We start from the raw sequence: 25,445 nt of genomic DNA, 5'->3' as shown, positions 1-25,445 counted from the left end.
ATCCTGTCACGGAGGCGAAATGGAACTTTCAGGAACCCGCACCATCGCGGCCGACCGCGAGACGGTCTGGGCCCGGCTGAACGACCCCGAGACCCTCAAGGCCTGCATTCCCGGCTGCGAAGAGCTCACCGGATCGGCCGAAACCGGGTTCGAGGCGGTCGTCAAGCAGAAGGTCGGCCCGGTCAAGGCGACCTTCCGGGGCGCGGTGACGATCGAGGACGCCGACCCGCCAAAAAGCTACCGGCTGGTCGGCGAGGGCAAGGGCGGCGTGGCCGGCTTTGCCAAGGGCGCCGCTGCAGTGTCGCTGGTCGAGGTGGAGGGCGGCACGGAGCTGGCATACGAGGTAGATGCCCAGGTCGGCGGCAAGCTCGCGCAGCTGGGCAACAGGATCGTCGGCGGCTTCGCCCGCAAGATGGCCGACGAGTTCTTCGAGCGCTTCCAGACCCGTGTCGAGACCCCTCCAGAGGCGTGACATCGGCCCCCGGCGCCAGATTATTCGCGAATAATCTGGGCCCCCTTGCAAGCCGGACGCCCCCGGGTCAGGCCTCCGACAGAGCGGACGCGATCTCGTCCTTCAGCCGCATCCGCTGTTTGCGCAGATCGGTGATGCGGGCGTCCGAGGCCGGCTCCACATCCGTCTCGGCCCGGTGCACGGCACGGTTGACTTCATGGTAGCTGTCCACGAGGTGGGCGAAATGCGTGTCGCGCGACTTGAGCGCATGGATCGCCTCCGCCTGCCCCGGAAAATCCTCGGACAATTCGTGTGGTGTGTGAGACATCTGTTCCCCTCTCTCTGGCCTGTCCGGGTTCAGTCGCACCGGCACCGCCGCGCCGCCTTGACAGAGATCAAGGTCAGCCCTTCGTTTGCGGCACCGCCGGGGTTATCGACCGACGCGCCCGCGCCTCGCGCCACGAGATGAACGACACCGAGCCCAGGATGATCGCGCCCCCCAGCACCACCCAGCCGTCCAGCGGCTCGTCGAAGGCAACCGCGCCCAGCAGCACGGCTCAGACCAGTTGCAGGAACGTCACCGGCTGGGTCACCGTCAGCGGGGCCGCGGCGAAGGCCAGTGTCATCGTGTAATGCCCCGCCGTGGCGAATGTCGCCACCCCGAAGAGCCAGGCCAGATCCGTCAGCGACGGCGTCACCCAAACCGCCGCGGCAAACGGGGCAAGCCCGATCGTCACCGTGATCGAGAGCATCCCCACGACCGCCAGAGCCGGCACCTCGTCGGACATCATCTTGGCGATCAGGTATCCAGCGGCGAAAAAGATCGCCGTGCCGATCATCGCCAGGTGGCCGACGCCGACCTCGCGGATGCCGGGGCGCAGGATGATCAGCGCCCCCAGCAGGGCCAGCCCCACCGCCGCGAGCCTGCGGGGCGGCAGCGCCTCGCCCATCAACAGCGCCGCGGCGATCGTGACATAGACCGGGTTGAGGTAATTCATCGCCGTCACTTCGGCGATGGTGATCCGGGTCATCGCGAAGAACCACAGCATCACCCCGAGCGTATGCACCACCCCCCGCGCCGAGAACAGCCACAGCTGCCTCTTGGTCAGTTGTGCACTCAGGATCGGGCGCAGCATCGGGATCACGAAGACGAGCCCCAGCGCGTAGCGCAGAAAGGCCGATTGCGGCGCCGGGATGTCGCTGCCCACGTGTTTCACGATGGCGGTGACGGCAACGAAGTTCATCCCGGTCACCACCATCCAGAACGCGCCCGCCAATGGTTGCGACGGGCGCTTCATCCGTAGCGCTCCACGAAACGGGCGAGGATCCGCTCGGGCACGTCGACCTGCGCCTGCCGGCACATGGCGATCAGGTCGTCGGCCTGGTCGGGCGCGAAATAGCCCTTGTTGCGGTAGATCCGGATCCGCGTGGCAAAGCCCGCGGCATCGGCCTCGGGATGGAACTGGGTCGCATAGACGTTCCGGCCGGCCCGGATCATCTGGAACGGACAGGTGTCCGAGGCGAGCAGGCGCACCGCGCCCGCGGGCAGCGCCTGCACCGCCTCCTTGTGCCCGACGAAGGCCTCGAAGACCTCCGGCAAGCCGTCGGTCAGCGGGTCGGCCACCTCGGTCACCCGGCAGGTGGTGGTGCCCACCGGCTCTGCGTAGCGCCGTTTCGACACCTGCCCGCCCATGGCATGGGCCAGGATTCCGATCCCGTAGCAGCAGCCCATGAACGGAATGTCGCGGGCCAGGATCTCGGGCATCAGCCCCAGGCAGGTGGATTCGATCCGCGCCTCGACCGGGCTCTTGTCGTCGGGCGCATCGCTGACGCAGCCGGGCCCGCCGCCGACGATCACACCGGAATAATCGTCGAGGGACAGCCGCCCGGGCAGCTCTTCGCAATCGAGCCGCACCCGGCGCACGTCCTCCGGTCCCAGCCCGCTCTTGCGCAGGAGGGCCGCGAATTCGTCGTCCGAGGCCTCGGCCTCGGGGCGCAGCTGGAGGATCAGAAAGGGTTTCATCCCTGGCGGATTACCGCCCCGCCGCGCCAATGGCCAGAGCCCGGGCGAAGTTGCCGGGGCCCCGCCGTGCCGGGCCGGCCCCCCGGTGAGCGGGCAACAGGACGGCCCAGGCGCCCGCGACCGCGCCCGCCGGCACGTCCGGGCGGCCTCTTCGCGCCCCGCAGGCCCCGCACACGCGCCGAACGGTGTTGCAGCACCCCCGTCCTCTGCCCTATATGCCGCGCAATCAGACGAGGTGAGGATACCCCATGGCCGGCCATTCCAAGTGGGCGAACATTCAGCATCGCAAGGGACGCCAGGACGCGGCCCGCTCCAAGCTCTTCTCCAAGCTCGCCAAGGAGATCACCGTGGCCGCCAAGATGGGCGACCCGGACCCCGACAAGAACCCGCGCCTGCGGATGGCCGTGAAAGAGGCCAAGACCTCCTCCGTCCCCAAGGACGTGATCGACCGCGCCATCAAGAAGGCCATGGGCGGCGACGCCGAGAACTACGAGGAAATCCGCTATGAGGGCTACGGCCCGAACGGCGTGGCCGTGATCGTCGAGGCGATGACCGACAACCGCAACCGCACGGCCTCCACGGTGCGCTCGACTTTCGGCAAGAACGGCGGCAACCTGGGCGAGACCGGCTCTGTCGGGTTCATGTTCGAACGCAAGGGCCAGGTGATCTACCCGGCCAGCGTCGGTGACGCCGACGCGGTGATGATGGCCGCGATCGAGGCCGGGGCCGAGGATGTCGAGAGCTCGGAGGACGGCCATGTCGTCTGGTGCGCCGACACCGACCTCAACGAGGTGTCCACCGGGCTCGAGGAGCATTTGGGCGAATCGGAGACGACCAAGCTCGTGTGGCGGCCGACCACGACCTCCGAGGTCGATCTCGACGGGCTTGCCAAGCTGATGAAGCTGGTCGACGCGCTTGAGGACGACGACGATATCCAGAGCGTCACCACCAATTTCGAGGCCACCGACGAGGTGATGGACGCCTACGCCAACTCCTGACCGCGGCGGATCAGTCCGCCCCCCCCGCCGCACCGCGGAGGCGGGGCCGGTCTGGCCGCGGAGGCTGGAGCGGGGCACCCCGGCGCGGGGTCCGCATCACCGCGCCAGGCAGCCCGCCATCGAGGCCCCGACGTTCAGCAGGAACTCGGGATAGAAGGACGGCCCCGGCGGCACCGCCGAGCCCAGCGGGTCCAGGATCGCCGTGGGGACGTTGCCGTCGAAGATCGCCGTGGCGAGATCGGTGTTGAACTGCGGCTCGGTAAAGACGCAATCCACCTGCATGCCGTCGAGCGCGTCGCGGATCGCCACGATCCTGGCCGCGCCCGGATCCGCCGCGTCGCTGACGGCGAGCGCGGCGAGGGCCGGCATGTCGAAGGCGGCCTCGAAATAGCCGTAGGCATCGTGAAACACGACGAAGCCGCGGCCCCGGACCGGGGCGAGCATCGCCCGGACCTCGGCCACGGTATCGGCGATCTCCGCCTGTCCGGCCCTGGCATTGGCGCGGTAGGTCTCGGCGTTTTCGGGGTCGATCTCGGCCAGCGCCTCGGCGATTGCGCCGAGCCAGACCGCGGCATTCGCCGGGTCGAGCCAGCCATGCGGATCCTCGGGACCATGGTCATGGAGATCGCGGTCCCCCGTCACGGCATGCGCGTCATGCGCACCGTGATCGCCTTGGTCTTCGTGTGCGCCGTGGTCCTCCTGGTCCTCGTGCGCACCATGGGCGTCCTGCGCCGCCTGATCGCGGCCCGGGCCACCGGCCCCGGCGAACACCCCGTCGGCCCGGCTGGGCAGCACCCGGGTGCCCGGCACGGTCATCAGCGTCAGCAGCTGCGCCTCCGGCGCGAGGGTCGCGACCGTGTCGGCGAACCAGGGCGTCAGGCCGGCGCCCACCTCGACCACCAGGCGGGCGGGCTCCAGCGCCGCCGCCTCGGACGGGCGCATCGCATAGGCATGGGGCGAGGCACCCGGCGGCACGATCAGGGCCGGCGAGCCAAGATCGCCCATGACCCGCGCCACCAGGCCCTGCACCGGCGCGATGTCCGCAGCCACCTGGGGCACATCCGCAAGGGCTGACGCCGCAGAGGCCAGGACGCCGCCGCAAACAAGGAAAATGCGCATATCGAACCTGCCCGGTCGTAATGGATCGAGGGCTTGCTAGATGTAATACTATAACATATCAACCCCTCCGATGACATTCTTCCACAGATCAGCCGAGTCGGCAGGGCGGTGCGGCCCGCGCCTGGGCCCGGCCCCCGGGGACCGCCCATGAGCGACACAGCAGACGCCCTGACGACGATCGGCTTCGCCTCGCACGACCATGCCCGCTGCATCGACAGCGCCGTGGCCGCCGCGGACACCCATTGCCGCGCGGCCGGGCTTCACCTGACCCCGGGACGGCGCCGTGTGCTGGAAATCCTGCTGGCCGAGCATCGCGCCATGGGCGCCTACGAGATCCTGGACATCCTGCGGCGCGAGGGGCTCGGCTCGCAGCCGCCGGTGGCCTACCGGGCGCTGGATTTCCTGGTGACCCACGGCTTCGCCCACAAGATAGAGCGGTTGAACGCCTTCATCGCCTGCACCCAGCCGGGGGCGCGACACGCGCCCGCCTTCCTCATCTGCCGCGCTTGCGAGGCCGTGGCCGAGACCACGTCGAGCCCCTCCGCGGGCAGGCTTGGCCGCGCCGCCCGCGCCGCCGGGTTCGAGATCGAGGCCGCCGTGGTCGAGGCCACCGGCCTCTGCCCGAAATGCCGCGTCACCGGCCCGGCCACCGCAGACGGCTCCGCCTCTGCAAAGGGCCCCGCCCAAACCGGCGGCCCCGGCCAAACCGACGGCGCCGCGCGATGACCGCGGTCCGCCCCACCGCCCCTGCCGGCGCGGCCGCGCAGGGCGAGACGCTCGTCGATATCGACGGGCTGACGATCCGGCTGGGGCGCGAGGTGGTGCTGCGCGACGTGACCCTCGCCCTCAGGCGCGGCGAGATCGTGACCATCGTCGGCCCCAACGGATCGGGCAAGACGACGCTGCTGCGGGCCATCCTCGGCGCCATTCGGCCCAGCGCCGGCACGATTTCGCGGTTTCCCGGCCTGCGCATCGGCTACGTTCCGCAAAAGCTCCACGTGGACCGGACCCTGCCGCTGACGGTGCGGCGGTTCCTGTCGCTGCCCGTCCGGGTGAGCGATGCCGACGCCGCCCGCGCCCTGACCCGCGCCGGCGCGGCCGAGCTCTCGGGGCGGCAGATGTCGGGCCTCTCGGGCGGGCAGTTCCAGCGGGTGATGCTGGCCCGCGCCCTGCTGGTCGATCCCGACCTTCTGATCCTCGACGAAGCGACCCAGGGTCTGGATCAGCCCGGCTCCGCCGCCTTCTACCAGCGCATCGAGGAGGTCCGGCGCGAGATCGGCTGCGCCGTGGTCATGGTCAGCCACGAATTGCACGTGGTCATGGCGGCCTCGGACCGGGTGATCTGCCTCAACGGGCATGTCTGCTGCGAAGGGGCCCCGGAACACGTGGCCTCCGCCCCCGAATACCGGGCCCTCTTCGGCACCGGCACGCAAGGGGCGCTCGCGCTCTACCGGCACGAGCACGATCACGCCCATGATCATAAGGGCCATGGCCACGGGCACGACGGCCATGTGCATGGCCACGGCGATCACGGGCACGACCACGACGGCCACGACCACGGGTCCGCCACGTGAGCTGGCTCGATTCGTTTCTTGTCCGCGCGGCGCTGGCCGGGGTCGGGGTAGCACTTGCCGCCGCGCCGCTGGGCTGTTTCATCGTCTGGCGCCGGATGGCCTATTTCGGCGACGCGACCGCCCATGCCGCGATCCTCGGCGTGGCGCTGTCGCTGGCACTGTCCCTGCCGGTGCAGGTCGGCGTCCTGACTGTGGCGCTCGTCATGGCCGGCGCCCTGACCCTGCTGGAGCGGCGGGCCCTCGGGGTGGACGCCACGCTGGGGGTGCTGGCCTATTCGGCGCTTGCGTTGGGGCTGGTCGCGGTCTCGTTGACGGGCGGGCCGCGGATCGACCTGATGGCCTATCTCTTCGGCGACATCCTCGCGGTCAATCGTGGCGACCTCGCGCTGATCTGGGGCGGCGGGGCGCTGGTGCTGGCGCTGATCGGGTGGCGCTGGTCGGCGCTGCTGACCGCGACACTGAATGATGATCTCGCCCGCGCCGCCGGGATCAACCCGGCCCGCGAGCAGGCGGTGCTGACACTGGCCTCGGCGCTGGTGGTGGCGGTGTCGATCAAGGTGGTCGGCGTGCTGCTGATCGTGTCCCTGCTGATCATCCCGCCGGCCATCGCCCGCCCCTTCGCCACCACGCCCGAGCGCATGGCCCTGCTTGCCGCCCCCGTCGGGGCGGTCTGCGCGCTGGGCGGCCTGTGGATGTCCTGGCATCTCGACACGCCCACCGGGCCCTCGATCGTCACGGTGGCGGCGGCGCTTTTCGCGCTTTCCAGCCTCAGGGGGCTGTTCGGCGCCGGGCGCTAGGGGCGCGGGCCGCCCCGTCCCAGAGCCCAGCCCAAGGATCTGCCTTATTCTGCGGCATCGGCGCCCCGTGCTGCGCCGCGCCTTTCGCCCTGCGCCAAGGCGCGGCAAGGCGTTTTGCCAATGGAATCAACACCAGCCCCGGCGATCCCCGGCGATGCGCCCCGCGCGGTTTCGCTTTCCGCCGCCGTTTGCGCCTGCTATGGGCAAATCCATGCGCATCCTCTTTCTGGGCGACGTCATGGGCCGGGCCGGCCGCGCCGCCATAACCGAACATCTGCCCCGTTTGCGCGCCGACTGGCGGCTCGATTTCGTCGTGGTCAACGGCGAGAATGCGACCAACGGTGTGGGCCTCTCGGCCGACCACGCCCGCGCCATCCTGGCCGCCGGGGCCGACGCGATCACCCTGGGCGATCATGCCTTCGACCAGAAGGACATGCTGCAGTTCTGCGAGGCCGAGCCGCGCATCGTGCGGCCGCTGAATTTCTCCAGGGCCGCCCCGGGCAAGGGCGCACGGGTGTTTGAGGCCTCCCAGGGCCGCAAGGTGCTGGTGGCGCAGGTGCTGGGCCAGGTGTTCATGAAACGCGCCTTCGATGACCCGTTCTCGGCCATCGACACGACGCTGAAGGCGCATCCGCGGGGCGGAATGGTGCAGGCGGCGCTGGTGGATATCCATTGCGAGGCCACCTCCGAGAAGATGGCCATGGGGCACTTTTGCGCCGGCCGGGCGAGCGTCGTCGTCGGCACCCACACCCACGTGCCCACCGGCGACGCGATGGTGCTGCCGGGCGGCACGGCCTATCTGACCGATGCGGGCATGTGCGGCGATTACCATTCCGTCATCGGCATGGAAAAGGACGAGCCTCTGCGCCGCTTCATCACGGGCATGCCCAAGGGCCGGTTCGAGCCCGCCAAGGGCGCGGCCACCCTCGCCGGTCTCTATGTCGAGACCGACGACCGGACGGGCGAGGCCACCCGCGCCGTGCCGGTCCGTCAGGGCGGGCATCTGGCGGCCTCGGGGCCTTCATGAGCGAAAACGGACGGCTGGTGGTTGTGCTGGTGCTGCTGGGCATGGGCTGGGGGCTGTCGATGCCGCTGACCAAGATCGCGGTGCGCGACGGCTATGGCCATTTCGGCCTGGTGTTCTGGCAGCTCGCGATCGGCGCGGTGGTGCTGGGTGCGCTTCAGCTGATCCGGCGCCGGCCGCTGCCGATCACGCCGACGACGGTGATCTTTTGCACCTTCATCGCGGTGCTGGGCACGATCCTGCCCAATTCCGTCGGCTACAACGCGGCCTATCACCTGCCCGCCGGGATCATGTCCATCGCCGTGTCGACCGTGGCGATGTTCGCCTTTCCCGTGGCGCTGGCGCTCGGCAACGACAGGTTCTCGGTCCTGCGGCTTCTGGGCCTGGTGCTGGGCCTCGCGGGTGTTGCGCTGATCGCCCTGCCCGAGACCAGCCTGCCCGACCCCGCCATGGGGATCTGGATCCTGATCGCGCTGATCGCGCCCATGTGCTATGCGCTCGAGGGCAATATCGTCGCCAAATGGGGGACCCACGGGATGGGGCCGATCCAGACCCTGTTCGGCGCCTCGGTGATCGGCGCGGTGCTGGCCCTGCCGCTGGCACTGGGGAGCGGCCAGTTCATCGCGCCGCATTGGCCGCCGGCGCAGGCCGACCTCGCCCTCATCGCCCTCTCGACGATCCACGCGGTGGTCTATTCGACCTATGTCTGGCTCGTGGGGCGGGCCGGGTCGGTGTTCGCGGCCCAGGTCTCTTACCTGGTGATGGGCTTCGGCGTGCTGTGGTCCATGGCGCTCCTGGGCGAGCGTTATGCGCTGTGGATCTGGGCCGCCTTCGCATTGATGCTGACCGGGGTGGCGCTTGTGCAGCCCCGCGGCAAGGCGCCGCTTGCGCCGGCACCGGCCCCGGTCCAGACTGCCCGGCGGCCTGGGAACGAGACATGATGAGCGAGCTGCTGAACCTCTCCGGCACCGGCGAAGCGATCCTGACGCTGACCATCGTGGTGCTGATGTTCGTGGCCTTCCTGCGCGAGGCCTATCCGACCGAGGTGGTCGCCATTTCCGGCACCGCGCTGATGCTGATCGCGGGCGTGCTGCCCTACGACAACGCCCTGGCCGTGCTGGCCAACCCCGCGCCCTGGACCATCGCCGCGATGTTCATCGTCATGGGGGCGCTGGTGCGCACCGGCAGCCTGGACGCGCTGACCAGCTATGCCGACCGCTATGCCAAGAGCCATCCGCGGCGGGCCATTGCGGCGGTGCTGCTGTTCGTGGCGCTGGCCTCGGCCATCATGAACAACACGCCGGTGGTGGTGGTGATGATCCCGGTGATCGTGCAATTGTCCCGCACCCTGGGCAAGCCCGCCTCTAAGCTGCTGATTCCGCTGAGCTATGCGGCGATCATGGGCGGCACGTTGACGCTGATCGGGACCTCGACGAACCTGCTTGTGGACGGTGTGGGCCGCAGCCAGGGGCTGGAGCCCTTCACCATCTTCGAGATCACGCCGCTTGGGCTGATCGTGGTGACCTGGGGGATGATCTATCTGACCTTCATAGCACCGCGGCTGCTGCCCGAGCGCGACAGCATGGCGACGCTTCTGTCGGACCGCTCCAAGATGCGGTTCTTCACCGAGGCGGTGATCCCCCCCGACAGCGACATGATCGGGCGCGAGGTCACCGGGGTCCAGCTCTTTCGCCGCGAAGGGGTGCGGCTGATCGACGTGGTCCGGGGCGATCTGTCCCTGCGGCGCAACCTGAAGGGGGTCGAGCTGCAGGTCGGCGACCGGGTCGTGCTGCGCACCGCGATGACCGAACTTCTGAGCCTGCAGCGCAACAAGTCCCTGCGCCGGGTCGACCAGGTCAGCGCGGTCGAGACCCAGACCGTCGAGGTGCTGATCACGCCGGGCTGCAAGATGATCGGCCGGACGCTGGGGGCGATGCGCCTGCGCCGGCGGTTCGGCGTCTACGTGCTGGCCGTGCACCGGCGCAACCAGAACATCGGGCGGGCGATCGACGACCTGGTGGTCCGGGTGGGCGACACCCTGCTGCTGGAGGGCAGCCCCGAGGATATCCAGCGGCTGGCGCTGGAAATGGACATGGTCGACGTCTCGCAGCCGTCGGCGCGGGCGTTCCGCCGGTCCCATGCGCCGATCGCGGTTTCCGCCCTGTTCGGCATCGTCGGGCTGGCCGCCCTGGGCGTGGCGCCGATCCTGATGCTGGCGGTGATCGCGGTGGCCGTGGTGCTGGTGACAGGCTGCATCGACGCCGACGAGGCCTTCGAGTTCGTCGAGGGCCGGCTGCTGGCGCTGATCTTCGGGATGCTGGCCGTGGGTGCCGCGCTCGACCATTCCGGCGCCGTCGTGCTGATCGCGGACGGGCTCTCGCCATTCCTTGGGGACCTTCCGCCCTTCGTGCTGGTCTTCGCGGTCTACCTGCTGGCCACGACGTTGACCGAGGTCGTCTCCAACAACGCGGTCGCAGTGGTGATGACCCCGATCGCCATCGGCCTGGCCAATGCCCTTGGCGTGGACCCCCGGGCCCTGGTGGTGGCGGTCATGTTCGCCTCCTCCGCGGCCTTCGCCACGCCGATCGGGTACCAGACCAACACGCTGGTCTACGGGCCCGGGGGCTACAAGTTCTCGGACTTCATGCGGGTCGGCCTGCCGCTGAACATCAGCCTGGCCGTCGTCGTCTCCCTCGCAATCCCGTTCCTTTGGCCGCTCTGAGGGCGCCCGATTATTCGCGAATAATCGGACCGGATATTCGCGAATATCCGGGGCCCGGCCGGAATGGACTCTCGCCGCGTCTGACGCGATACTCGGACCATGAGCTTGCCCCCCGGTTTTCTGGATGAATTGCGCACCCGCCTGAGTCTGTCCCAGGTCGTCGGGCGCAAGGTCATGTGGGACAATCGCAAGTCGAACCAGGCCAAGGGCGACTTCTGGGCGCCCTGCCCGTTCCACCAGGAAAAGACCGCTTCTTTTCACGTCGATGACCGCAAGGCATTCTACTACTGCTTCGGCTGTCACGCCAAGGGCGACGCGATCTCCTTCGTTCGCGAGACCGAGAACGTGGAATTCATCGAGGCCGTCCGGATCCTGGCCGGCGAGGCCGGGCTGACCGTTCCGGACCGCGACCCCCAGGCGCAGCAGAAGGCAGATCGGCGCAGCCAGCTGATCGAGGTGATGGAGCAGGCCGTCCGCTTTTTTCGCCTCCAACTCCGGACCGGCGCCGCGGCCGACGCGCGAGCCTATCTCGAACGCCGCGGCCTCGGCGAAGACGCCTGCGCCCGCTGGGAGATCGGCTTTGCCCCGGCCGGCTGGCAGGCGCTGGGCGACCACCTGCGTGGCAAGGGCGTGCCGGACGACCTGATCCTCGGCGCGGGCCTTGCGCGGACCTCGGACAAGGGCCGCGCACCCTATGATGTCTTCCGCAACCGGATCATGTTCCCGATCCGCGACCCGCGCGGCCGCGCCATCGCCTTCGGCGGCCGGGCCATGGACCCGGACGACAACGCCAAGTATCTGAACTCTCCCGAAACCGAGCTTTTTGACAAGTCCCGCACGCTCTTCAACCACGCCCCCGCCCGCGAGGCCGCCGGCCAGGGTCGGCCGCTCATCGTGGCCGAGGGCTACATGGACGTGATCGCCCTCTCCGAACACGGCTTTCCGGCCGCCGTCGCCCCCCTGGGCACGGCGGTCACCGAATACCAGCTGGCCCATCTGTGGCGCATTGCCGACGAGCCGGTGATGGCGCTCGACGGCGACACCGCCGGCCAGCGGGCCGCGCAGCGGGTCGCGGGGCTTGCCCTGCCCCTGCTCGAGGCCGGCAAGTCCCTGCGCTTTGTCCTGCTGCCCGAAAAGCAGGACCCCGACGACCTGTTGCGGTCCAAGGGCCCCGCGGCGATGACCGCCCTGCTTGACGACGCGCTGCCACTCGTCTCGCTACTGTGGCAGCAAGTGACCGAGGGCCGTGACTTCGACAGCCCCGAACGCAAGGCCGCCCTGGAAAAGGCTCTCGACGACCGGGTCCGGACGATCCGCGACCCCTCGATCCGCAGTCACTATGGCCAGGAATTCAAGCGCCTGCGCTGGGAGCTGTTCCGCCCCGCCAGACGCGGCTCTTTCCGCAGCGCCCCGCCCGCCGTGGCCCGTGCGGGCACGCGGAGCTCGGCGCTCGCCACCGGCTCCTTGGGCGAGGAGCAGCTGCGCGAAGCCGTGATCCTGGCCACGCTGCTGTGCAACCCCGAGGTGATCCCCGATTTCGAAGGGGCGCTGGAATCGCTCGACTTCACCGGGCCGGATCACGCGGCGATCGTTTCGGCCCTGCTTCTGGAGGACCCCGGAGAGGACCTTCGCGCACGCATCGCCGACCGGGTCGGCGCGGCGCCCCTTGAAAAGCTGCTGACACATTCCCACGTCGCCTTGACGCCCGGAGTTCGGCGCCCGGGCGACCCCGAAGCGGCCCGGATCTGCGTGAGCGAGGAGATTGCCAAGCTCACCGCGCGCCGCGGTCAGTTGCGGGAGGTGTTCGAGGCCGAAGAGGAGATCGCCGAAGATGCCGCCGGGGAATACGTCACCGCCAGGCTGGCGCAATCGAGCGCCGCGATGGACCGGGCCGGACGGGCGCAGGGTGGCGAGGACCGGACCGAATTCGACACCGGCCCCAACGGGGCGCCGGTCAACCGGGACGAACGCGCCCGATTCGACGACCTTCTCGCAGCGATGCGTTTTGAAAAGGGACCGGGCAGCGCTAGCTGACCAAAGAGGCAACATGTAAGGGTTTTTCAGCCAGGGTAGTTGCGAATCACCTGATTCGCAGTTTGATTCGGGCAATGTCCGACGACCTGGCTGCCGCCACATCGAGGAGCGCACATGGCTGCGAAAGACACCGACGACCGCAAAGACGAAGATCAGGATGGCGATCTGTCTCTCGATATGAGCCAGACGGCGGTCAAGAAGATGATCGCCGAGGCGCGCGAGCGCGGCTACATCACCTACGACCAGCTGAATTCCGTCCTGCCTCCCGATCAGGTCTCCTCGGACCAGATCGAGGACGTGATGTCGATGCTGTCGGAAATGGGCATCCAGGTCACCGAGGAAGAGGAAAGCGAAGAGGTCGAGGACGACGGCAAGTCGACCGAGCTGGTCGCCAAGGGCGGCGGCGAGGTCACCGTCTCCGGCGCCGAGTCCGAAAAGCTCGACCGCACGGATGACCCCGTCCGCATGTATCTGCGCGAGATGGGGTCCGTCGAACTGCTCAGCCGCGAGGGCGAGATCGCCATCGCCAAGCGAATCGAGGCCGGCCGCAACACGATGATCCTGGGGCTCTGCGAAAGCCCGCTCACCTTCCAGGCGATTACCATCTGGCGGGACGAACTTCTCAACGAAGACATCCTGTTGCGCGACGTCATTGATCTGGAGGCCACGTTCGGCACCCAGATGGGCGAAGACGGCGAGGAAAGCGAGCCGGTCGTCGATACCGCCGCCACGACCGAGAGCCCGAAGCGCGAGGAAAGCCCCGAGCTTGACGCCGACGGCAACCCGATCGCCCGCGACGATGACGACGACGAGGATGACGTGGCCAGCATGTCGCTCGCCGCGATGGAGGCCGCGTTGAAGCCGCGGGTGCTGGAGACGCTGGACCGGATCGCGGGCGACTTCGCCGACCTTTCCGCGATGCAGGACGCGCGCATGTCCGCGACCCTGAACGAGGACGGGACCTTCACAGAGGTCGACGAGGCGACATACCAGAAGCTGCGCAGCGAGATCGTCGAGCTGGTGAACTCCATGCACCTGCACGGCAACCGGATCGAGGCGCTGATCGACCAGCTCTACGGCATCAACCGGCGGATCATGTCGATCGATTCCGCGATGGTGAAGCTGGCCGACCAAGCCCGCATCAACCGGCGTGAGTTCATCGACGCCTATCGCGGATACGAGCTCGACCCCGCATGGCTGGAGCGTATGGGCGAGAAGTCCGGCCGTGCCTGGCAATCCTTCATCGAGCGCTCCACCGGCAAGGTCGAGGATCTGCGCGCCGAGATGGCCCAGGTCGGTCAATATGTCGGCGTGGACATCTCCGAATTCCGCCGCATCGTCCAGCAGGTCCAGAAGGGCGAGAAAGAGGCCCGTCAGGCCAAGAAGGAGATGGTCGAGGCGAACCTGCGCCTGGTGATTTCCATTGCCAAGAAATACACGAACCGCGGCCTGCAATTCCTTGATCTCATTCAGGAAGGCAACATCGGCCTGATGAAGGCTGTCGACAAGTTCGAGTATCGCCGCGGCTACAAGTTCTCGACCTACGCGACCTGGTGGATCCGCCAGGCGATAACGCGCTCGATTGCCGACCAGGCCCGGACGATCCGTATCCCGGTCCACATGATAGAGACGATCAACAAGCTGGTGCGGACCGGCCGCCAGATGCTGCACGAGATCGGCCGCGAACCGACACCCGAGGAGCTGGCCGAAAAGCTCCAGATGCCGCTCGAGAAGGTCCGCAAGGTGATGAAGATCGCCAAAGAACCGATCTCTCTCGAGACGCCCATCGGCGACGAGGAAGACAGCCAGCTTGGCGATTTCATCGAGGACAAGAACGCCGTCCTGCCGCTCGACTCGGCCATTCAGGAGAACCTCAAGGAAACGACGACCCGGGTTCTGGCCTCCCTCACCCCGCGCGAGGAGCGTGTCCTGCGGATGCGCTTCGGCATCGGGATGAACACGGACCACACGCTCGAGGAGGTCGGCCAGCAATTTTCGGTCACGCGAGAGCGGATCCGGCAGATCGAGGCCAAGGCCCTGCGCAAGCTCAAGCACCCCTCGCGCTCGCGCAAGCTGCGGTCGTTCCTCGATCAATAATCCTGGTCGACTGGAATTCTGGTCGACAGGCCGCCCAAGCCTGTATCAGACCTGACATCAGGCCCGGCCAAACTGGTCGGGCCGTCACTTTTTTTACCTCTTGCCAATAACTTGTGGTATGGACCTCATGTGGGCGGCATGGTGCCGTCCGACGCGAAGTCTTTCGCGTAAATCCGCTAGAGGACATTGTCCCATGGAAATATCCAAGACCCCGCTCACAGAAGAGCAAATCGCGCGGCGCCGGGCTGGCCGCATTCTCGCACGGGCCATCTGGCGCCAGCGGGTCATCGCCGCGAACCCGGACTCGACCCAGAAGGATCGCAACCAGATCTGGAAGACCGAGGGCAAGGCAGAGACCCGCAAGGCCATGCAACTGATCAAACGCCTTGAGAAATCCGGCATTTCGTTTTCCTACACGCCGCCGGTGAAGGCCGACAAGGGCGCAGAGGGCGCGGAAACCGCCGCCTGACGGCACGGGCGGGGGCTGGACTCCGCCGGCCCCCGCCCTCCACCACCTCACGTCCCATCGCGCGGGCAGCCGCGCCCCTGTTTGCCATGCACGATACCTTTGAAGTCCAGACCCGTGGCCCTGGCCTCTACGAGTTCACCGACCAGGTCGCGGCCTGGGTTGCCCAAGGGCCGTCCGAGGGGCTCCTGACGCTCTTCGTGCGGCACACGTCCTGCTCTCTGCTGATCCAGGAGAATGCCGACCCGGATGTGCAGCGCGATCTGGCCGCCTGGCTGGAGCGGCTCGTGCCCGACGCCACGGCGCCCGAGATGAGCTATCTGACCCATGTCGCCGAGGGTCCGGACGACATGCCGGCCCATATCAAGGCAGCCCACCTGCCCGTCAGTTTGCAGATTCCCATCATGAATGGCCGCATGCGCCTTGGAACATGGCAGGGCATATACCTTTTCGAACATCGCCGGCGACCCCATCGCCGAGAGGTGGCCGCCTATCTCGGCTGAGTCCGATCGGCCACGCCCCGGCCCCACGATATTGCGTCCCGATTTGTCCTCTACCCAAATGCTCGGCGCCCCCCTATAGTTCTGCCCCAGAAGGGGACCAATCCCCCTAGAGGCAGAGAAGAGGGAACCACCATGCGCTGTCCGTTTTGCGGGAACGTGGACACTCAGGTGAAGGATTCGCGTCCAGCCGAGGATCATGTCGCCATCCGCCGCCGTCGCTTCTGCCCGGCCTGCGGCGGACGGTTCACCACATACGAAAGGGTCCAGCTGCGCGACCTGGTGGTGATAAAGTCGAACGGCCGGCGCGAGGATTTCGACCGGGACAAGCTTGAACGTTCGGTCCGGATCTCGATGCAGAAACGCCCGGTGGAGCCCGAACGCGTCGATCAGATGATCTCCGGCATCGTCCGGCGGCTTGAAAGCATGGGCGAAACCGACATCCCCTCAAAGGTCATCGGCGAGATCGTCATGGAAAGCCTGGCCCGGATAGACACGGTCGCCTATGTCCGTTTCGCAAGCGTTTACAAGAACTTCCAGGCCGCCGACGACTTCGACAAATTCGTGAGCGAACTGCGGCCCAACGCCTCACCCGATCCGTGACAGAGGTCGCCGACCGGCGCTTCATGTCGCTCGCCCTGTCGCTTGGTCGGCGGGGCCTGGGGCGCACCTGGCCCAACCCCTCGGTCGGCTGCGTCATCGTGCGCGACGGGCGCATCCTTGCACGGGCCAGAACCGCCGATGGCGGGCGCCCCCACGCCGAGGTGACTGCGCTCGCAGCCTGCGACGCCCGCGAGGCAACCGCCTATGTCACGCTCGAGCCCTGCGCCCATGTCGGCGAGACCCCCTCCTGTGCCGAGGAACTGGCCCGCGCCGGGATCGCCCGCGTGGTGATCGCCACGACGGACCCCGATCCGCGCACCGCAGGCCAAGGGATCGCCCGGCTGAAGGCCGCCGGCGTCGCGGTCGAGACCGGCCTGGGCGGCGACGAAGCCCGTGAGGATCTCGCCGGCTTCCTCACCCGCGTCACCGCCGGGCGCCCCACCGTGACGCTGAAGCTCGCGGCCAGCGTCGACGGCCGGATTGCCACCGCGACCGGGGAGAGCCAGTGGATCACGGGGCCCCTGGCCCGGCGCGATGTTCACGCCATGAGGGCGCGTCACGATGCGGTCCTGGTCGGGGCCGGCACCGCCCGTGCCGACGATCCGACGCTGACCATCCGCGACCTTGGCCAGGATCGCCAGCCGGTGCGCATCGTCTTTTCCCGGCGTCTCGACCTGCCCCTGCCCAGCCGCCTGTCGCAGAGCGTCGAGGCAGCGCCGCTGTGGATCTGCCACGGCACGGAGGCGCCGGCGGCCGCTGTCGCCCGCTGGGCCGAGGCCGGGGCGCGGCTCTTTCGCTGCCCGACAGAGGGCCGGCAGATCGCCCCCGCGGCGGCGCTGCAGGCGCTTGGCGCGGCGGGGCTGACGCGGATATTCTGCGAAGGCGGCGGCAGCCTTGGCGCATCGCTGCTCGGGGCCGACCTGGTCGAAGACCTGATCTGTTTCACCGCCGGCACGGCCCTGGGCGCCGAAGGGCTGCCGATGATCGGGGCGCTTGGCCTCGACGCGCTGGCCGATGCTCCGCGCTTCCGCCTGGCCGGGGTCCGCCCGATTGGGCCCGACATCCGTCACCACTGGCGCCGCCGCTGATCCCGCCGGGCAGCAAGGGCGCTCGGGACCGGGCACGAAAAAGGGGCCGCCCGAAGGCGGCCCCCAAGATCGTCGACTGGCCTGCCGTTTACTCGCGATTGCCGAGCAATTGCAGCAGGAACATGAACATGTTGATGAAGTCGAGGTAGAGGTTCAGCGCACCCATGATGGCGGCCTTGCCCAACCACTCCTGATCCGACTGCGCGGCATGCGCGATGTAGGTGTTCTTGATGTTCTGCGTGTCATAGGCCGTGAGGCCGGCAAAGATCAGAACGCCCAGCACCGAAATCGCGAAGGCGACCCCGCCGCTCTGCAGGAACATGTTGATGATCGACGCCACGATCAGGCCGATCACGCCCATGATCAGGAACGACCCCCAGGCCGAGATGTCCTTCTTCGTGGTATAGCCCCAGAGGGACAGACCCGCGAAGGAGATCGACGTCACCAGGAAGACCTGAGCGATCGAGAAATCGGTGAACGCCACGAAGATCCAGGACAGCGACAGGCCCATGAGCGCCGCGAAGGCGTAGAAGAACACCTGAGCGCCGGCCGCGGAGAGCCGGTTGATCATGGCGCCGAACGCGAAGACCATGATCAGGGGAGCGAACATGATGACCCAGCCGAGAATGTTCGGCTGCAGGGTGTTCGGGTCGCGGAAAACAGACAGCAGGGCCGGCGAGGTGCCGACGGCCCAGGCCACCGCAAATGTAATGAGCATGCCCACGGACATCGTTCCGTAGACCTTGTTCATATGATCGCGCAAACCGGCGTCGATGTCGGCGGAGCGGGTTCTGCCCGCACTCCGGATCGTCTGATATTCAGCCATCCATTCCCTCCAAGATGTCACTGTGGCCACGTCGAAAAATGGCCTCGACCCCGAATATTGGGGGTCGAGGCCAGTCTTTCAAGGAAATCCGGTCCGCAATCGAAAAATCTGACGCTTGTGCGCAGGATTGTGTACGCGATCGGGCGGATTTGCCGTTTTGCGCCGCTCCGGAGGGGGGGGGGGGGCGGCGGTCCGTCTGGGGTCAGCGGCCGGTGCGCGGCAGGTCCCAGAGCGGTCGGTTGGCTTCGGTCATCGCGTCGCGCCGGCTCAGGCCGATGTCGCGCAGGGCGGCGTCGTCGAGACGGGCCAGCGCACGGCGCTGGGTGTAGAGCCCGACGAGATCCAATAGCCGGGCGACAAGGCCGGTGTTGCGGAGGCCGGAGCGGACGGGGCGGGTGGTCGCGGCGGAGGTGTTCATGTAGGTCATCTCAGGTTTCCTTCTGGTTCGGGCTCCTCGGAGCTCGCGTGACAGGTGTCGATCGGTGGTGCCATCTGGCCCCGGGCGCCTTGTCTCCCGACCCGCCCCCCCTTCCCGCACGGCACGGGCGGCCTTGCTGGCCGGGGGCTCGGACGGTCAGTGGATGCGGCGCCCGCTGATCGACTTGCTTGATTTATATGCATTGCGGGAACATATTAAAAACGAATGATTGAGAAGTAAAACATCACGGATGTTGATATGCCAAGAAACCTTGACCTGACCGCCCTGCGCTCGTTCGTGGCGGTGGCCGAAGCGGGCGGCGTGACCCGCGCGGCGGGCCTGCTGAACGTCACCCAGTCAGCGGTCTCGATGCAGTTGAAACGGCTGGAGGAAAGCCTCGACACCCGGCTGCTGGAGCGGGCGGGCCGCGGCGTTGGCCTCACCGGCGCGGGCGAGCAATTGCTGTCCCACGCCCGCCGCCTGCTGGAGATCAACGACGATATCTACCGGCGTCTGACTTCGAAGGATTTCGAGGGCGAGATCACGCTGGGTGTGCCCCATGATGTGGTCTACCCGACGATCCCGGGTGTGCTGCGGCGGTTCGCGATCGAGTTTCCCAAGATGAAGGTGCATCTGCTGAGCTCCTTCACCAAGGGGCTGAAAGAGCAGTTCCGGCGCGGCGAGGCAGATGTGATCCTGACCACCGAGGATTCGCGCGAAGGGGGCGGCGAGACCCTTGCGCTCAAGCGGCTGGCCTGGGTCGGGGCGCCGGACGGCCAGGCCTGGCGGGCACGGCCCCTGCGCCTTGCGTTCGAGCGCAACTGCATCTTTCGCCCCGGGGTGCAGCGTCGGCTGGACGAGGCCGGCATCCCCTGGGAGATGGCGGTGGACAGCAATGCCAGCCGCTCGATCGACGCCACGGTCAGCGCCGATCTGGCGGTCAGTGCGCGGCTGGAGGGGACGGAAGCGGCCTATCTCGAGCGAATCGATCACGGCCGCTCGCTGCCCGAGCTCAAGGAGGTGCAGATCAACCTCTATGTCGCCGACCAGGGCCACGGCCCCGCCGCGGCGGGCCTTGCCGACATGATCCGAAGCGCCTTCGCCAGCTCCTGAGCGCCCCAGAATATTCGCGAATATTCTGGCACCCGATCCGGGCGATTGCGCTTAGGTGGCGGGGCGGGCAGTGTCCGGCGCATGACAGACGATCCACGCCTCACCCCGCTCGCCGCCAGCCTGCCGCCCACCGTGCCCTTCGTCGGGCCCGAAGAGCTCGAACGGCGGCGGGGCGCCCCGTTCCGTGCCCGGCTCGGCGCAAACGAGAGCGTCTTCGGCCCCTCCCCTCGCGCCGTCGCCGCCATGGCCGAGGCCGCCGCCGAGAGCTGGAAATATGGCGACAGCACATCGCACGACCTGCGCATGGCCCTGGCCGTCCATCACGGCGTGCCCCCCGACAGCATCATCGTGGGAGAGGGGATCGACGGGCTTCTGGGCACGCTCGTCCGCCTCGTCGTCGGGCCAGGCACCCCGGTCGTGACCTCCCGCGGGGCCTATCCCACGTTCAACTACCACGTCGCGGGGTTTGGCGGCGCGCTTCACGCGATCCCCTTTACCGCCGATCATGAAGACCCCGAACGCCTCGTGGCCAAGGCGCGGGAGGTCGATGCCCGGCTGGTCTATTTCTCCAACCCCGACAACCCGATGGGCACCTGGCACGACACCGCCACCATCGCCCGGATGCGCGACGCGCTGCCTCGGGGCAGCCTGCTGATCCTCGACGAGGCCTATGCCGACTTCGCCCCGTCCGAGGCCATTCCGCCGATGACGCCGGACGATACCCGCGTCATCCGGATGCGCACCTTCTCCAAGGCCTACGGGCTGGCCGGGGCCCGTGTCGGCTATGCGATCGGGCCCGCCCCGCTGATCGCGGCCTTCGAGCGTGTGCGCAACCATTTCGGCATGACCCGGGTCTCGCAGGTCGGCGCACAGGCGGCGCTGCAGGATCAGGACTGGCTCGCCTCGGTGACCGCCCAGGTCGCCGAGGGCCGGGCTCGGCTGGGCCGCATCGCCAGCGATCTCGGCCTGTCATCCATCCCGTCGGCCGCGAACTTCGTCGCCATCGACTGCGGCGGGGATGGCGCCCTGGCGCGGGCGGTGCTGGAGGAGCTGGGCGAGCGCGGCGTCTTCGTTCGGATGCCCGGGGTCAGCCCGCTGGACCGCTGCATCCGGGTCAGCTGCGGCACCCCGGCCGACCTGGATATCGTCGAGGAGACGCTGGGGCCCGCGCTCGCGGCCGCCGCCGCCAGACGCTAGGCGGCTGGCCCGCTGCGCCGCACGAGACGATCTTGACCGGGCCCGCACCCCACACTGCGGGAGGGCCAGACGAAGAAAAATCGGACCGCCCACTCGATAGAGGGGGCCGGTCGGACTATCATCTTTCTCAAAGGCAGATCATGCAGCGAGCCTCTTGCCATGTCTCACCGCCCGACGCCGGCCCCGAACTACACAAACGCCTTCCTGGTCACCAGCGCAGGCATCCTGTTCATGGCCTTCTTCACGCTGGCCGCGCTCGGCGGGATCCTCTGGGTCGCCATCGCGGCCGTTGCGGTGCACGCCGGCATACGCTGGCTCGACCGGCGCCGCGAGGCCAGGCACTGCCCGGCCCCGGCGGCCCCGCCCCGGCGCTGACGCCTTATTCCGCCGCCTGGCTGAGCGGACGGGTGGCCGAGGCGATGACCTCCGCCGCGGCACTCGTGGCGCCCTTGCCGTGGGCGATGCCCAGCGACAGCATCCCCGCCTCCAGCACACCCACCACGCCCAGCGCCATATGCGCGTTGATATGGCCCATGTGACCGATCCGGAAATAATCGTGCGGCGGGGTCCGGCCGAGGCCGATCCCCAGCGTCACGCCCAGGTTCTCCGAGCACCACAGCCGCAGCCGCTCGCCCTGGCCGTTCGGCAGCGCGACCGAGGTGATGGCCCGGCTGCGATGCGCCCGGTCGGGCACGTTCAGGCGCATCGACCCGCCGGCGCCGAAGGCGTCGATCGCCGCCCAATAGGAATTGGCGAGCGTATCGTGCCGGGCCCAGATCGCCTCCCTCCCCTCGGCCTTGATCATGTCGAGCGCCTTGCGCAGGCCGAACATGTGATGGGTCAGGGTCGTGCCGCCGAAATACTGATAGGGAAACTCCGGGTTGCCGCGGTCGGTCCAGTCCCAGTAGCGGCTGGTCTTCACCCCGCGGGCGACCTCGGCGGCGCGGTCGTTGAACCAGACCATCGCCATGCCGGGCGGCGTCATCAGGCCCTTCTGCGAGCCGGCGAGCGTCACATCCGCGCCCCAGGCATCCATCTCGTAGCGGTCACAGGCGAAAGAAGCGATGCAATCGACCATCAGCAGTGCCGGGTGGCCCGCCGCATCCATCGCCGTGCGCAGCCCCGCCACATCGTTGAGAACCCCGCTCGAGGTGTCGACGTGGCAGACGAGCACGGCCTTGATCCGCTTGTCGCCGTCGGCGCGCAGCGCCTCTTCCAGCCGGGCCGGATCGCTCGCCGCGGACATGCCGCAATCGAGGATCCGGGTCTCGATCCCCAGGCCTTGGGCCATTTCCGCCCAGCCCATGCCGAAGCGCCCGTTGGACAGCACCAGAACCATGTCACCGGGGGCCGCCACATTGGCCAGCGACGCCTCCCAGACGCCATGGCCGTTGGCGCCGTAAAGCGCGACCTGGCCGGTCGTGCCCGCGATCGTCTTCAGATCCCGGGTCACGCCCTCCATCAGGGTGACGATGTCGCCCTCGTAGATATTGGGGGCAGGCTGGTGCATCGCGGCGAGAACTTCGTCGGGCATGACCGACGGTCCGGGGATGGCAAGGTAATGGCGGCCGTTCGAGAGTGTCATGGGCGGGGTCCGGAGGTTGTGGGCGGCGCGACCGGCCGACGGCAGGACATTAGACCCATGGCCCGAAAGGTCAACGCGCGACCGGTCGCAGCGGGCGCACATCCGGCCCGCGCCGGCACGGGCCCGCTTGCAATGCCCGCCCTGCCCGCCTTATCTGCCCGCCATGAAAGCCGCCAGCGCCCCCAAAGAAATGGCCAGCCGCCCGCTCTTCACCTGGCTCTGGCGCGGATACCTGCGCAAGCACCTGTGGGGATTGCTCGCGGCGCTGGCCATCATGTCGATCGAGGGCTCGTCGCTCGGTCTCTTCAGCCTGCTGGTGCAGCCTATGTTCGACACGGTGCTGGTGGGCGGGGATTACACCGCGCTCTGGCAGGTCGGATTCGCGATCTTCGCGATCTTCCTGGTGCGCGGCATCGCCGCCATGGCGCACCGGATCCTGTTGACCCGCATCGCCCAGCGCACCGCGGGGGCGATCCGCTCGGACCTGCTCGCGCATCTGATGACCCTTGACAGCAGCTTTCACCAGACCAAGGCCCCGGGCGAGCTGATCGAGCGGTGCCAGGGCGACGTGCAGGCGATCAACTCGGTCTGGGCCACGATCATCACCGGGGTCGGGCGCGACATGGTGGCGCTGGTCTGGCTGTTCGGCGTGGCGCTGTCGATCGACTGGCGCTGGACGCTGGTGACCATGGTCGCGGCGCCGCTGCTGGTGATCCCGTCCTACCTGGTGCAGCTCTACGTCCGCCGCGCCTCGCGCCGCGCCCGCGAGATCGCAAGCCGGATGTCCACCCGGCTCGACGAGGTCTTTCACGGCATCAACCCGATCAAGCTGAATGCGCTCGAACGCTACCAGTCCCGCCGCGACCGGGCGCTTGTGGACCAGCGGATCGAGGCCGAGGTGACGACTGCGGTCTGGCAATCAGCCATCCCGGGGCTTCTCGACCTGATGTCGGGGATCGGGTTCCTGTGCGTGATGCTTTATGGCGGCAGCCAGATCATCGAGGGCGACAAGACCGTGGGCCAGTTCATGGCCTTCTTCACCGCCATCGGCCTTGCTTTCGACCCGCTGCGCCGGCTGGGCTCGCTCTCGGGCAAGTGGCAGAACGCCGCCGCCAGCATCGAGCGGATCCTCGGCCTGTTCAACGAGAGCCCCACTATCCTCGGCCCCGCAACGCCGAAACCCGCGCCCAGCGGCGCACCCGACCTGGCGCTTGACGGCGTCAGCTTCGCCTATGGCGACATGTCCGTCCTGCGCGACGTCTCGTTCACCGCCCCCGCCGGCAAGACCACCGCCCTGGTGGGCGCTTCGGGCGCGGGCAAAAGCACCATTTTTCACGTCCTGACCCGGTTGCAGGATCCGACCTCTGGCCGCGTCCTGATCGGCGGCACCGACGCGCGGGACCTGGCGCTCGGCGAGCTGCGCGGGCTGTTCTCGGTCGTCTCGCAGGACGCGGCGCTGTTTGACGAGACCCTGCGCGAGAACATCCTGCTGGGCCGCGAGGGCGTGTCCGACGCGCATCTGGACGAGGTGCTGCGCGCCGCCCACGTGGCCGACTTCCTGCCCAACCTCGCCGACGGGCTCGACAGCCCCGCCGGGCCGCGCGGCTCGAACCTGTCGGGCGGCCAGCGCCAGCGCGTGGCCATCGCCCGCGCCCTGCTGCGCGACACGCCGGTGCTGTTGCTGGACGAGGCGACCTCGGCGCTCGACACCCGCTCCGAGCAGATCGTGCAGGGGGCGCTGGAACGGCTCAGCCAGGGCCGCACCACGCTGGTGATCGCGCACCGGCTCTCGACCGTGCGCGATGCCGATCAGATCGTGGTGATGGATCAGGGACGGGTGATGGACATCGGCACCCACGATGCCCTCCTTGAACGGGGCGGGATCTATGCCGATCTCTATGCCATGCAATTCAAATCCGACGACGCAGACGCCGAGGCTTCATGACCGACCGCACCATCATCGCCATCACCGGCGCGGACCGCGAGAAATTCCTCGACGGGCTGGTGACCAATCGCCTGCCCGCCGTGGGCGACGGGCTGCGCTATGCCGCGCTGCTGACGCCCCAGGGCAAGTATATCGCCGATTTCCTGATACTGACCGAGCCCGACCGTCTCCTGCTCGACGTCAGCGCCGCCCTGGCCCCCACGCTGGCCCAGCGCCTGGGCATGTACAAGCTGCGCGCCGACGTGGGCATCGACGACAGCGGCCTGTCGGTGTCGCGCGGCACCGGGCCGGCCCCCGACGGCGCCTGGCCCGACCCCCGCCACCCGGCGCTCGGCTGGCGGCACTATGGCGATGGCGGGCTGGACGACGGCACCGATTGGGACGCCCTGCGCATCGAGCACCTGATCCCCGAGGCGGGGTCCGAGCTCACCCCCGAGAGCTACATCCTCGAGATGGGGTTCGAGCGGCTGCACGGGGTCGACTTACGCAAGGGCTGCTATGTGGGCCAGGAGGTCACCGCACGGATGAAACACAAGACGGAGCTGCGCAAGGGTCTCGCCCGGGTCAGCCTCGACCGGCCCGCGCCCACGGGCGCCGAGATCACGGCCGCCGGAAAACCCGCCGGCACCCTGCTGACCGCGCGGGCCGACCGGGCGCTGGCGTACCTGCGTTTCGACCGGGCGACGGGGCCGCTCGCCGCGGACGAGGCCGGTGTCACGATGGAGGTGTCGGCGCAAGAGGCGGCTGCATCCGGATTGTGACGATTCCGTGGCGGAAACTTGATCTTGTTCCGGTCCAAACTATATCCGGCGCATGACGAAGGGAATTTCAACCAAATACGGCGCAAAGAGGTGCCAACCTATGC

At 68.3% G+C, this 25,445-nt stretch carries 25 protein-coding genes and 1 pseudogene; 19 read left to right on the top strand and 7 right to left on the bottom strand.

What is annotated here, in order from left to right; all coding sequences use genetic code 11:
* Positions 1-19: 19 nt before the first annotated feature.
* Positions 20-472, top strand: a complete 453-nt coding sequence (locus tag ROA7023_RS09730; RefSeq protein ID WP_085878823.1) for an SRPBCC family protein — start codon at positions 20-22, stop codon at positions 470-472.
* A 67-nt stretch (positions 473-539) separates the two neighbouring features.
* On the opposite strand, the gene ROA7023_RS09725 is transcribed toward ROA7023_RS09730, so the two are convergent.
* The 3 genes and pseudogenes from ROA7023_RS09725 to ROA7023_RS09715 form a co-directional block, all read right to left on the bottom strand.
* Positions 540-779: an HP1242/YdcH family protein gene (locus ROA7023_RS09725; RefSeq protein WP_085878822.1), complete on the bottom strand. Its 240-nt coding sequence runs from the start codon at positions 777-779 to the stop codon at positions 540-542.
* A 73-nt stretch (positions 780-852) separates the two neighbouring features.
* Positions 853-1,749, bottom strand: a pseudogene (locus ROA7023_RS09720) (DMT family transporter).
* Complete coding sequence (locus ROA7023_RS09715) at positions 1,746-2,474, bottom strand: glutamine amidotransferase (RefSeq protein ID WP_085878821.1); 729 nt, start codon at positions 2,472-2,474, stop codon at positions 1,746-1,748. Before ROA7023_RS09715 ends, ROA7023_RS09720 begins: the two are co-directional and overlap by 4 nt.
* A 248-nt stretch (positions 2,475-2,722) precedes the next feature.
* Between ROA7023_RS09715 and ROA7023_RS09710 the strand changes: the two genes are divergently transcribed.
* Entirely contained in the window at positions 2,723-3,472 is a 750-nt protein-coding gene (locus ROA7023_RS09710) for a YebC/PmpR family DNA-binding transcriptional regulator (protein ID WP_085878820.1), read from the top strand.
* 96 nt (positions 3,473-3,568) lie between these two features.
* On the opposite strand, the gene ROA7023_RS09705 is transcribed toward ROA7023_RS09710, so the two are convergent.
* Positions 3,569-4,522, bottom strand: a complete 954-nt coding sequence (locus tag ROA7023_RS09705) for a zinc ABC transporter substrate-binding protein (protein ID WP_234992121.1) — start codon at positions 4,520-4,522, stop codon at positions 3,569-3,571.
* Positions 4,523-4,738: 216 nt separating this feature from the next.
* Here ROA7023_RS09705 and ROA7023_RS09700 point away from each other — a divergent pair, with 216 nt between their 5' ends.
* From ROA7023_RS09700 to ribD, 12 genes are all read left to right on the top strand, one after another.
* Complete coding sequence (locus ROA7023_RS09700) at positions 4,739-5,317, top strand: Fur family transcriptional regulator (protein WP_234992119.1); 579 nt, start codon at positions 4,739-4,741, stop codon at positions 5,315-5,317.
* The gene (locus ROA7023_RS09695; protein WP_085878818.1) at positions 5,314-6,165 is read left to right on the top strand and encodes an ATP-binding cassette domain-containing protein; all 852 of its coding nucleotides are present in this window, start codon (positions 5,314-5,316) and stop codon (positions 6,163-6,165) included. The genes ROA7023_RS09700 and ROA7023_RS09695 overlap by 4 nt, the downstream gene beginning before the upstream one ends.
* Complete coding sequence (locus tag ROA7023_RS09690; protein ID WP_085878817.1) at positions 6,162-6,962, top strand: metal ABC transporter permease; 801 nt, start codon at positions 6,162-6,164, stop codon at positions 6,960-6,962. Before ROA7023_RS09695 ends, ROA7023_RS09690 begins: the two co-directional genes overlap by 4 nt.
* Positions 6,963-7,173: 211 nt before the next feature.
* Complete coding sequence (locus ROA7023_RS09685; protein ID WP_085878957.1) at positions 7,174-7,989, top strand: TIGR00282 family metallophosphoesterase; 816 nt, start codon at positions 7,174-7,176, stop codon at positions 7,987-7,989.
* Positions 7,986-8,927, top strand: coding sequence for a DMT family transporter (locus ROA7023_RS09680; protein WP_085878816.1), 942 nt, complete (start codon positions 7,986-7,988; stop codon positions 8,925-8,927). Before ROA7023_RS09685 ends, ROA7023_RS09680 begins: the two co-directional genes overlap by 4 nt.
* Entirely contained in the window at positions 8,927-10,708 is a 1,782-nt protein-coding gene (locus ROA7023_RS09675; protein ID WP_085878815.1) for an SLC13 family permease, read from the top strand. Before ROA7023_RS09680 ends, ROA7023_RS09675 begins: the two co-directional genes overlap by 1 nt.
* Before the next feature lie 99 nt (positions 10,709-10,807).
* Positions 10,808-12,742 (top strand): DNA primase, encoded by a 1,935-nt coding sequence (gene dnaG, locus ROA7023_RS09670; RefSeq protein ID WP_085878814.1) that lies wholly within the window; start codon positions 10,808-10,810, stop codon positions 12,740-12,742.
* Positions 12,743-12,856: 114 nt separating this feature from the next.
* Positions 12,857-14,839, top strand: coding sequence for an RNA polymerase sigma factor RpoD (gene rpoD, locus ROA7023_RS09665; protein ID WP_085878813.1), 1,983 nt, complete (start codon positions 12,857-12,859; stop codon positions 14,837-14,839).
* A 193-nt stretch (positions 14,840-15,032) separates the two neighbouring features.
* The gene (locus ROA7023_RS09660; RefSeq protein ID WP_085878812.1) at positions 15,033-15,308 is read left to right on the top strand and encodes a hypothetical protein; all 276 of its coding nucleotides are present in this window, start codon (positions 15,033-15,035) and stop codon (positions 15,306-15,308) included.
* An 86-nt stretch (positions 15,309-15,394) separates the two neighbouring features.
* Entirely contained in the window at positions 15,395-15,808 is a 414-nt protein-coding gene (locus tag ROA7023_RS09655) for a secondary thiamine-phosphate synthase enzyme YjbQ (protein WP_085878811.1), read from the top strand.
* Between the two features lie 132 nt (positions 15,809-15,940).
* Positions 15,941-16,408 (top strand): transcriptional regulator NrdR, encoded by a 468-nt coding sequence (gene nrdR / locus ROA7023_RS09650; RefSeq protein ID WP_085878810.1) that lies wholly within the window; start codon positions 15,941-15,943, stop codon positions 16,406-16,408.
* Between the two features lie 23 nt (positions 16,409-16,431).
* Positions 16,432-17,496, top strand: a complete 1,065-nt coding sequence (gene ribD / locus ROA7023_RS09645; protein WP_085878955.1) for a bifunctional diaminohydroxyphosphoribosylaminopyrimidine deaminase/5-amino-6-(5-phosphoribosylamino)uracil reductase RibD — start codon at positions 16,432-16,434, stop codon at positions 17,494-17,496.
* 88 nt (positions 17,497-17,584) lie between these two features.
* Here ribD and ROA7023_RS09640 read toward each other — a convergent pair whose 3' ends face one another.
* Together ROA7023_RS09640 and ROA7023_RS09635 are read right to left on the bottom strand one after the other, a co-directional pair.
* Positions 17,585-18,322 (bottom strand): Bax inhibitor-1/YccA family protein, encoded by a 738-nt coding sequence (locus ROA7023_RS09640; protein ID WP_085878809.1) that lies wholly within the window; start codon positions 18,320-18,322, stop codon positions 17,585-17,587.
* A gap of 202 nt (positions 18,323-18,524) precedes the next feature.
* On the bottom strand, positions 18,525-18,749 hold the full coding sequence (locus ROA7023_RS09635) for a DUF1127 domain-containing protein (RefSeq protein ID WP_085878808.1): 225 nt from the start codon (positions 18,747-18,749) through the stop codon (positions 18,525-18,527).
* A gap of 249 nt (positions 18,750-18,998) precedes the next feature.
* On the opposite strand from ROA7023_RS09635, the gene ROA7023_RS09630 reads away from it, so the two are divergent.
* The 3 genes from ROA7023_RS09630 to ROA7023_RS09620 all read left to right on the top strand — a co-directional run bounded on the left by ROA7023_RS09630 (position 18,999) and on the right by ROA7023_RS09620 (position 21,425).
* Complete coding sequence (locus tag ROA7023_RS09630) at positions 18,999-19,853, top strand: LysR family transcriptional regulator (protein ID WP_085878807.1); 855 nt, start codon at positions 18,999-19,001, stop codon at positions 19,851-19,853.
* Positions 19,854-19,934: 81 nt separating this feature from the next.
* Positions 19,935-21,050 carry a pyridoxal phosphate-dependent aminotransferase gene (locus ROA7023_RS09625; RefSeq protein WP_085878806.1) on the top strand — a complete coding sequence of 372 codons (1,116 nt, stop codon included), beginning with the start codon at positions 19,935-19,937 and terminating at the stop codon, positions 21,048-21,050.
* Positions 21,051-21,209: 159 nt separating this feature from the next.
* The gene (locus ROA7023_RS09620) at positions 21,210-21,425 is read left to right on the top strand and encodes a hypothetical protein (RefSeq protein WP_085878805.1); all 216 of its coding nucleotides are present in this window, start codon (positions 21,210-21,212) and stop codon (positions 21,423-21,425) included.
* A gap of 4 nt (positions 21,426-21,429) precedes the next feature.
* Here ROA7023_RS09620 and ROA7023_RS09615 read toward each other — a convergent pair whose 3' ends face one another.
* Positions 21,430-22,635, bottom strand: coding sequence for a pyridoxal-phosphate-dependent aminotransferase family protein (locus ROA7023_RS09615; RefSeq protein WP_085878804.1), 1,206 nt, complete (start codon positions 22,633-22,635; stop codon positions 21,430-21,432).
* Positions 22,636-22,825: 190 nt separating this feature from the next.
* Between ROA7023_RS09615 and ROA7023_RS09610 the strand changes: the two genes are divergently transcribed.
* The gene (locus ROA7023_RS09610) at positions 22,826-24,580 is read left to right on the top strand and encodes an ABC transporter ATP-binding protein (RefSeq protein ID WP_234992117.1); all 1,755 of its coding nucleotides are present in this window, start codon (positions 22,826-22,828) and stop codon (positions 24,578-24,580) included.
* A complete protein-coding gene (gene ygfZ / locus ROA7023_RS09605; RefSeq protein ID WP_085878802.1) occupies positions 24,577-25,341 on the top strand; it encodes a CAF17-like 4Fe-4S cluster assembly/insertion protein YgfZ in 765 nt (254 codons plus the stop codon). Before ROA7023_RS09610 ends, ygfZ begins: the two co-directional genes overlap by 4 nt.
* Positions 25,342-25,445: the final 104 nt, after the last annotated feature.

It is taken from the genome of Roseisalinus antarcticus, assembly GCF_900172355.1.
Classification (GTDB): domain Bacteria; phylum Pseudomonadota; class Alphaproteobacteria; order Rhodobacterales; family Rhodobacteraceae; genus Oceanicola; species Oceanicola antarcticus_A.
Note: the sequence above shows the minus strand (reverse complement) of the source record. Positions and strands in the feature narration are given on the sequence as shown.